This window comes from Acidithiobacillus sp. TH-A35 (genome assembly GCF_057473505.1).
Genome location: NZ_JBYCKR010000012.1, coordinates 1 through 7,524 on the forward strand (window position 1 = coordinate 1; position 7,524 = coordinate 7,524).

A 7,524-nucleotide genomic window follows, 5' to 3' on the forward strand; every position below is an offset into this window, starting at 1 on the left:
TATCTGGCCATTTACGCCCTACTGTCCCGGGAGCTCTACATCAACGATCTCTACGTGCGAGTGACGCAGCTCCTGCTTAGTGCTTCTCGTCGTCTCAACGTCTGGCTACGCTGGAGCTGAGGCCATGGAGTGGATCGTTTTGTTGCTTGCCGCCGTCCTGCTCCCGGTCTTCCCCTTGAGCTGGATATTCAATCGTCTGATAGGCTCAGCCCCCGGCCCGTGGGGGCGAGCCCTCGCCATCCTGGTGCTCCCGCAGCTGGGAGTTTTACTGCTCTACCACACAGGTCCCTTGGCCTTGCTCCTGCTACCCCTGTCGCTGCAGCGGATCTGGCTGATGCTGGTTCTCTTTACCAGCGTGTTTTACGCCTTTCGTGCCGTCAGTGCTCGGGAAATCAGTATTTGGTCGCGGCTAATGGCGAGCTCTGGCCTGACTTTGAGCTGGCTGCTGGTGGCCAATGGTGCCCAAGTGCACAGTGTCGCGCTTTTTGTCCTGGCCTTGTCTTTGCCCGCGGCCCTGCTGATGATCTGGGCGGGGATGCTCAGTGACCGCATGGGAGGAGCTTATCTGGGTCTGCAAGGTGGGCTGGCTACGGTTCTGCCACGTCTTTCGGCACTCATCACCCTCAGTGCCCTGGCCCTTGTGGCCACTCCGATCTTTCCGAGTTTTTTCGGACTCTTGCAGGTATTTCACCGGCTCGATCTTGCTTGGCTCTGGCCTTTGCTTCTGTTACTCCTTATTTGGGGCTGGTCCGCTGGCCGTTTCCTGCAGGACCTGCTTTTTGGTATCTATCGGGGTGAGCCCATGGTTGACCTGGGTCTGGGAATCACTTGGGCCGGGGCCGTGGTCCTGTTTTTCTTCGCATTGTCTGGACTGATTTGGAGTGGAGCATGGACAGGAATCTGACTTTGGGTGACCGGCTCAAGGTCCGGTCGATGATCTATGTGGCCAGCGAGCCGATCCCGCGTTTCTGGCCCATGCGCACCTTCATTCACCACAATCCCCTTTTCGGTCTGGAGCATTTGCCCTTCGAGGAGGCTGTAGAGGAGGGGGGTCGCCTTTTTAATGGGCGCGGCTACCTACCTCGTCAGCACTATCAGGGCTACCGTCGAGAAGGAAAAGTGGATGACTCTGCTCTGCGGCGCTATGTGCGCCGCTTCGTTGAAGATCAGGCGGTGGATCTGCCAGGCATCGATGTCGATGCCTGGCTCTGGACATTGATCACAGAGTGTTCTGCAGAACGACTGATAGCCAGTCACGACTGGCTCGATGGCGAGGCCTTGGCGGCCGTCCTGCGGGGGCGCTCAGCGAAGCTCGACAGCAGAGTAGTAATCGAGGGGCTCCATACCCTTCTGGCCCGCAAGATCGCTCACGACGGGCCAGTTTACGCCAATGTGGATCGTCTCTTCGGTACGGACATCGGCAGTACCCTCAATGACCTGTTGGTAAAAAGCTGCCTCGACTTTTTTGACGAGGGGCAGTCGGCGTGGCAGGCCCCGGGGCGTGAGCAGGGCTTTTACTTTGCTTGGAAGAAAGTGGCATGGCGAAATGTTCGCTTCTTCCTGCGCGGACTGCATCTGCGTGAGCTGCTCGCATCTTCTGAGAGCCCCGAAGGAGTGATTGCCCAAATCCTCGTGCTCCTCAAGATCCCCGAGGAATCCTGGCAGAAGTACATCACTCGCCAGCTCACTCGCTTGCATGGCTGGGCTGGCTTCATCCGCTTTCGCAGCATGGCCAAGCACCACTACTGGGCCACGCGCTATCCGGCAGACCTCACGGATTTCCTGGCGGTGCGTATGGTGCTGGGTCTGGCCCTCTTACAGGAGGCGGCCCGACACCATGCTTGCCCGGGCGATGCCGAGGCCGTCCAGGACTTCGTCGAGCAGGACCCTTTCGCAGCCTATCTTCGGCTCGAACTATATGGCGGGACCATCATGCCCGGCTGGGCGCAGCGGGTGGATGATGCGCTCGCCCGCCGTTCGCAGCGGGGCTACGAAGGTCTGGCTCTGGACTACATTCAGGCCAAGCTGGTCCATGAAGCGCGACAGCAGGCCCAGGCCCTGCGGGAACTGGCGCGGCGGGTTTCTCCCACGGCCGAAGAGGCCCTGAAGACCCTGGATCCAACCCAAATTGAGCAGTTCCTGCAGATCTTGCGCAATTGGGAAAGGCGCGAAGGCTTTAACTGGCTGAAAGCGATGGAGTCCCACTACATCACCGATCTGGTGCGCAAGGTGCACCTGCCGGAGTCCAAACCGGAGAAGCGTCCCTTCGCTCAGGCCTTCTTCTGCATCGACGTTCGTTCCGAACCTATGCGCCGCCATCTGGAGGCCCTGGGGGATTACCAGACCCTCGGCATTGCCGGATTCTTTGGGGTGCCCATTGGCTACCTGGAATATGGCAAGGGTAGCGAAGTCCACCTCTGCCCAGCGGTGCAGACTCCGCGAAATCTCGTCGTCGAAATTACCGTCGAGCTGAATCTCGAGGAAGAACCTCTGTATGGGGCCCTGGAGCATGTACTGCACGACCTCAAATCCTCCGTGCTCTCGCCCTTCGTGGCGGTAGAGGCGGTGGGTCTACTCTTCAGTCTGGGGCTGATCGGCAAGACCGTGGCGCCGGTCACCTATCACGAGATCCACCAGCGCCTGCATGCCGAAAAGCCTTCCACCCGTCTGCTGGTGGACAAGCTCAATGCCGAGCAGGCTGACTCCATCATACGTGCGGTGCAGCGGGCGATGATCGTGCGGGCCTTGGGTAAGGAGCTGGGCGTGAGCCGCGATCGCGTTACCGATGACGAGGTTCGGGAGTTACGTGAGATTGTCTTGGGTCATCAGGAGGGGCAGAATTCCTTGGCTAGACGTCTGGGGCTTGCGGCTGCGGCAGAAGCGGAGTTCATCGAAAAGCTGCGCACGGTATATCGGGTGGATCGGCAGGAAACCAGCCTGCAGATGGAACGCATTGGGCGCCTCGGTTTCAGTATCGACGAGCAGGTGCGCTATGTCTCCCAGGCCCTGCTCTCGACTGGACTCAATCGCAATTTCTCGCGCTTCGTTCTGATGGTGGCCCATGAGAGTCAGACCCAGAACAACCCCTACGAGTCGGCTCTCGACTGTGGCGCCTGCGGTGGTGGTAAAGGGCTGCCCAATGCCCGGGTGATCTGCGCCATGGCCAACAAGCCCGAGGTACGGCGGCGCTTGGCGGAGAATGGCGTCGTTATCCCCGATGATACCTGGTTCCTGCCAGCCACCCATAACACTACCACGGACCAGATTGATCTCTACGATCTCGACCTCCTGCCCGCTCGGCACCTGCTCTATCTGGAGCGTTTGCGCAATGGTCTTGCGGCAGCAACCCGACGAACGGCGGCAGAGCGGATGCCAACCTTGGGAGCGACAGGCAAACTTGCCGAGGATCCCTACGCCGCGGCGGCCATGGCACGCCGCCGTGCCCACGATTGGTCGCAGGTGCGACCGGAGTGGGGTCTCTCCCGCAATCTCTATGGCATCATCGGTGGCCGGCATCTGACCGAGGGGGTAGACCTACAGGGCCGATCCTTCCTGCAATCCTACGATTATCGCCTTGACCCTAAGGGGCGCTTTCTCGAAAACATTCTGTCGGCACCAGTGGTGGTGGGCGAGTGGATCAACCTCGAGCATTATTTTTCGACGGTCGATGTCCATCACTTTGGTAGTGGGAGTAAGGCGTACCACAATGTGGCTGGGCGCTTTGGGGTGATGACCGGCAATCAGAGCGATCTGCGTACCGGTCTGCCCATCCAGTCCATATACAAGGATGGTAAGCCCTATCACGAGCCGGTGCGGCTCATCGCCCTGGTCGAGGCCCCGGCGCCTTTCGTCTTGGCCGCCGTAGGTCGCCTACCCAAGGTCAAGGCGCTAATCATGGGTGGCTGGCTGCGGGTCATAGTCCTCGACCCTGAGGATGACTACCGCGCCCTGGTGTTGGAAGATGGCGAATTTCAGGTCCACCCGGATTCGGGTCGGCAGCAGAGACTAACCCTTTTGGAGGCCAGTGCATGAATACCCTCAATCTCCATCCCTTGAAGAAGGTCGAAATCATTCTTGAAGGTGCCCATCGTGACTTTGCCACCGATCTCCTCGATCGGGCGGGGGTGAAGGGCTATTCGATCGTGGGCAACCTGTCGGGCAAAGGCAGCCACGGTATCTACGAGAGTCATTTGATGTTCAATGAGGACGATGTTCTCATCATGATCATTGTCGCCGTGCCCGAGGAACTCGTCTCGCCCATCCTCGAGGGTTTCACCCCCTTCTTCGAGAAGCATCAGGGGGTAATGTTCGTTTCTGATATCCAGGTGAGCCGTTTGGTCAAGTTCAAGAATTGCGCCCCGAATGGGCGCTGGCCGGTAACGCCGCCTTCATAGCTGTCACCGCGTACCCGTGCGGCAGCACAGAACTGGGAATACTGATAGACGCGCTGTTCGTCATGCGCTGCTACATACTCTTCCCATAAAAGTTGCAGAGTCATCCCCTTGCGCCGCATCTCCGTGTGGATGGCCGCAAAATCCGGCATCACTGGCGCCGTCACAGTGGCGGACCGATGGCTGGGGAAAAGCAGTGCTTCCAGTTTTGCCGGGTCCATTTCGGGAGGCAAAGGCCAAGAGATACTGGCCTGTTCGGCCTTCTGCAAATATTTGCCAATCGCTCCCTTAGAAAGACGGCAGGCCTGCGCAATTTGCCGCTGGCTGAGGCCTGCAGCATGTAAACGGATTACTTCTTGAATTGCCTTCATGGTCATCCTCGGTGTGGGCATCCCGGATCTCCTGTAAAAAGAGCCAAGGATGCTGTTTAAGCCAATGAATGACCAAAATGTTTTCTTTTCGCCAAGGGGAAACCGGGACACCGTTCCGGCATCGTGGGCACCGATTCCGGAAAATCCACAAAAGTGCCCACGATCAATCGTAACGGGTGCCCACCATCAATCAGAATCACTGCCCACGATGCCCCGGAATACGCACCAACGATCCTCTCGCGAGGAATCCCCATCAGCGCCTGGTTTGGATGAGGCACCTGCGGCCTTGATTTTCCCTTTGGCAGGCACCACTTTCAGCCTGCTTACATTCAACCGTTCGCTCTCTGCGCGAACCCCGTTACTTCATCAGGAGAGATAATGGCCGCCAGCAAGGAAACCATGCAATTTCAAACCGAGATCAATCAGCTATTGCAGTTGATGATCCATTCGCTTTACTCCAACAAAGAAATCTTTCTGCGCGAGTTGATCTCCAATGCCTCTGACGCCTGCGACAAGCTACGTTTCGAGGCATTGGCCGACCCTGCCCTTTTAACAGGTGACAGCGAACTCAAGGTCGAGGTGGACTTCGATCCCGAGGCCGGCACCATTACCGTGCGAGACAACGGTATTGGCATGAACCGCGACGAGGTGATTGCTCATATCGGCACTATCGCCAAATCCGGAACGCGAGAGTTCTTTGAACGCCTCAGCGGCGATCAGACCAAAGACGCCAAGCTGATCGGCCAGTTCGGAGTAGGTTTTTATTCGGCATTCATCGTTGCAGATAGCGTCAGCCTGAACACGCGTCGCGCCGGCATGGAGGCCGAGCATGGTGTTCGCTGGGAGTCGGACGGTACCGGAACCTACACCCTGGAAACCCTGGATCTGCCCGCGCGCGGTACCGAAATCGTCTTGCACCTGCGCGAGGAAGAACGCCAGGACCTGCTCAGCGCATGGCGCTTACGCAGCATCATCAACAAGTATTCGGATCACATACCCCTGTCGATCCGTATGCGCAAAATAGGCGAAGATGGCAAACCTGGTGACGAATGGGAAACGGTCAATAAGGCTTCCGCTCTCTGGCAACGATCCAAGTCCGAGATCAGTGACGACGAGTACAAGGAGTTTTATCGCTACGTCAGCCACGACTATGGCGACCCTCTGACCTGGAGCCACAACCATGTTGAAGGACGACTGGAATACACCTCCTTACTCTTCATTCCTGCCAAAGCACCCTTTGATCTCTGGGATCACAACCATTCCCACGGTATCAAGCTCTATGTGCAGCGCGTCTTCATCATGGACGATGCCGAGCAGCTCCTTCCCCGCTACCTGCGCTTTGTGCGCGGTGTGATCGATTCCAGCGATTTGCCTCTTAACGTCTCCCGCGAGATTCTGCAAGGTAACCGAGTCATTGATCAGATGCGCTCCGGTTCGGTGAAACGAATACTGAGTCTCCTCGAGGAAATGGCCGGGAAAGAGCCCGAAAAATATCAGACGTTTTGGAATGAATTCGGACGGGCACTTAAGGAAGGACCGGGCGAGGATTACAGCAACCGCGAACAGATCGCCAAGCTGCTACGCTTCGCCAGCACCCACACGGACACAGACACGCAAAATGTATCGCTGGCTGATTACCTCGCGCGTATGGCCGAGGGTCAAGACAAAATTTACTACATCACTGCGGACTCCTTCCTTGCCGCCAAGAACAGCCCGCAGTTGGAGTTGCTGCGCAAAAAAGGCATCGAAGTATTGCTGCTCAGCGATCGCGTAGATGAATGGCTGACCAGCCATCTGCCCGAATTTGAGGGTAAGGCACTGACATCCGTCGCCAAAGGTGCACTTGACCTGGGCGCCATTGAAACCGAAGAAGAACGCAAATCGCAGGAAGAAACGGAAAAGGGTGCTGAGGGTTTGGTGGAACGCATCAAAAATGCCTTGGGCGAGCGGGTGGAGGCTGTGCGCGTCTCCCATCGTCTGACCAGTTCTCCGGCCTGTATCGTCCTAGGCGAGCGGGACATGGCCCTGTACATGCAGCAACTGCTCAAGCAGGCCGGCCACGAAGTATCCAGCACCAAACCTGTCTTGGAGATCAACCCGACCCATCCCATGCTGGCACGCATAGAAGGCGAAAAAGACGATACGCGCTTCGCCGAATGGTCAGCACTGCTGCTGGATCAAGCAATTCTGGCTGAGGGGGGGCAATTAGAAGATCCTGCCGGTTTCGTCGCCCGCATCAATCAGTTGATGCTTGCGCTGGCAGGCTGAGCTTGCTTAACCAAAAACAGGAAATCCCCCGGCTCTGCCGGGGTGACAGTAGATGTTTGACGTATAGCGGAGTCCATCGGAGAACCGACGTTGCGAGCCGCCAAGCACACGACGAAGGAGGTACCGATGGACGAGGGATTGAGCCTAAGGCACAGCAGGTGGGGGTGGGGTATCATATAGTGTTTATTCCGAAGTGCCAGCATAAGGTAAGGTGTTGTACGGTCAGTTACAGAATGATCTTGGGGAGGTATTTCGGGCCTTGGCCCAGCATAAGGAAAGCCGGATAGAACTGGGACATCTGATGGTGGACCATGTCCGTATGCTGATTTCGATTCCGCCGATCGTGGGCAGTGATTCCGCTGATGGTCGGCAGCCGCTGCCAACCTGCCACTGGAAGTAAAGAGCACCCCGAGGGGGCAGAAAATCCGCGAGACGCCAGGATGAAACATTAAATTTTATGCCAAACCCGGAGAACAAAAAATCAATGGGTTACG

At 57.4% G+C, this 7,524-nt stretch carries 4 protein-coding genes and 2 pseudogenes; 5 read left to right on the plus strand and 1 reads right to left on the minus strand.

From position 1 onward, the window contains the following. Positions 1-124: 124 nt before the first annotated feature. From AC2VNK_RS00585 to AC2VNK_RS00595, 3 genes are read left to right on the plus strand one after another with little or no spacing between them, the layout of a single operon-like run. Positions 125-904, plus strand: coding sequence for a hypothetical protein (locus tag AC2VNK_RS00585; RefSeq protein ID WP_291525441.1), 780 nt, complete (start codon positions 125-127; stop codon positions 902-904). Next, positions 889-4,032: a DUF2309 domain-containing protein gene (locus AC2VNK_RS00590; RefSeq protein ID WP_486882436.1), complete on the plus strand. Its 3,144-nt coding sequence runs from the start codon at positions 889-891 to the stop codon at positions 4,030-4,032. Before AC2VNK_RS00585 ends, AC2VNK_RS00590 begins: the two co-directional genes overlap by 16 nt. After that, on the plus strand, positions 4,029-4,394 hold the full coding sequence (locus tag AC2VNK_RS00595) for a P-II family nitrogen regulator (RefSeq protein WP_291508199.1): 366 nt from the start codon (positions 4,029-4,031) through the stop codon (positions 4,392-4,394). Before AC2VNK_RS00590 ends, AC2VNK_RS00595 begins: the two co-directional genes overlap by 4 nt. Positions 4,395-4,408: 14 nt before the next feature. Here the strand turns inward: AC2VNK_RS00595 and AC2VNK_RS00600 are convergent. Then, positions 4,409-4,762: pseudogene (locus AC2VNK_RS00600) on the minus strand (IS21 family transposase); the annotation flags it as partial. Positions 4,763-5,140: 378 nt separating this feature from the next. Here AC2VNK_RS00600 and htpG point away from each other — a divergent pair. Beyond that, complete coding sequence (gene htpG, locus AC2VNK_RS00605; protein ID WP_486882437.1) at positions 5,141-7,030, plus strand: molecular chaperone HtpG; 1,890 nt, start codon at positions 5,141-5,143, stop codon at positions 7,028-7,030. Positions 7,031-7,156: 126 nt separating this feature from the next. Then, positions 7,157-7,370: pseudogene (locus tag AC2VNK_RS00610) on the plus strand (transposase); the annotation flags it as partial. Between the last annotated feature and the right edge of the window lie 154 nt (positions 7,371-7,524).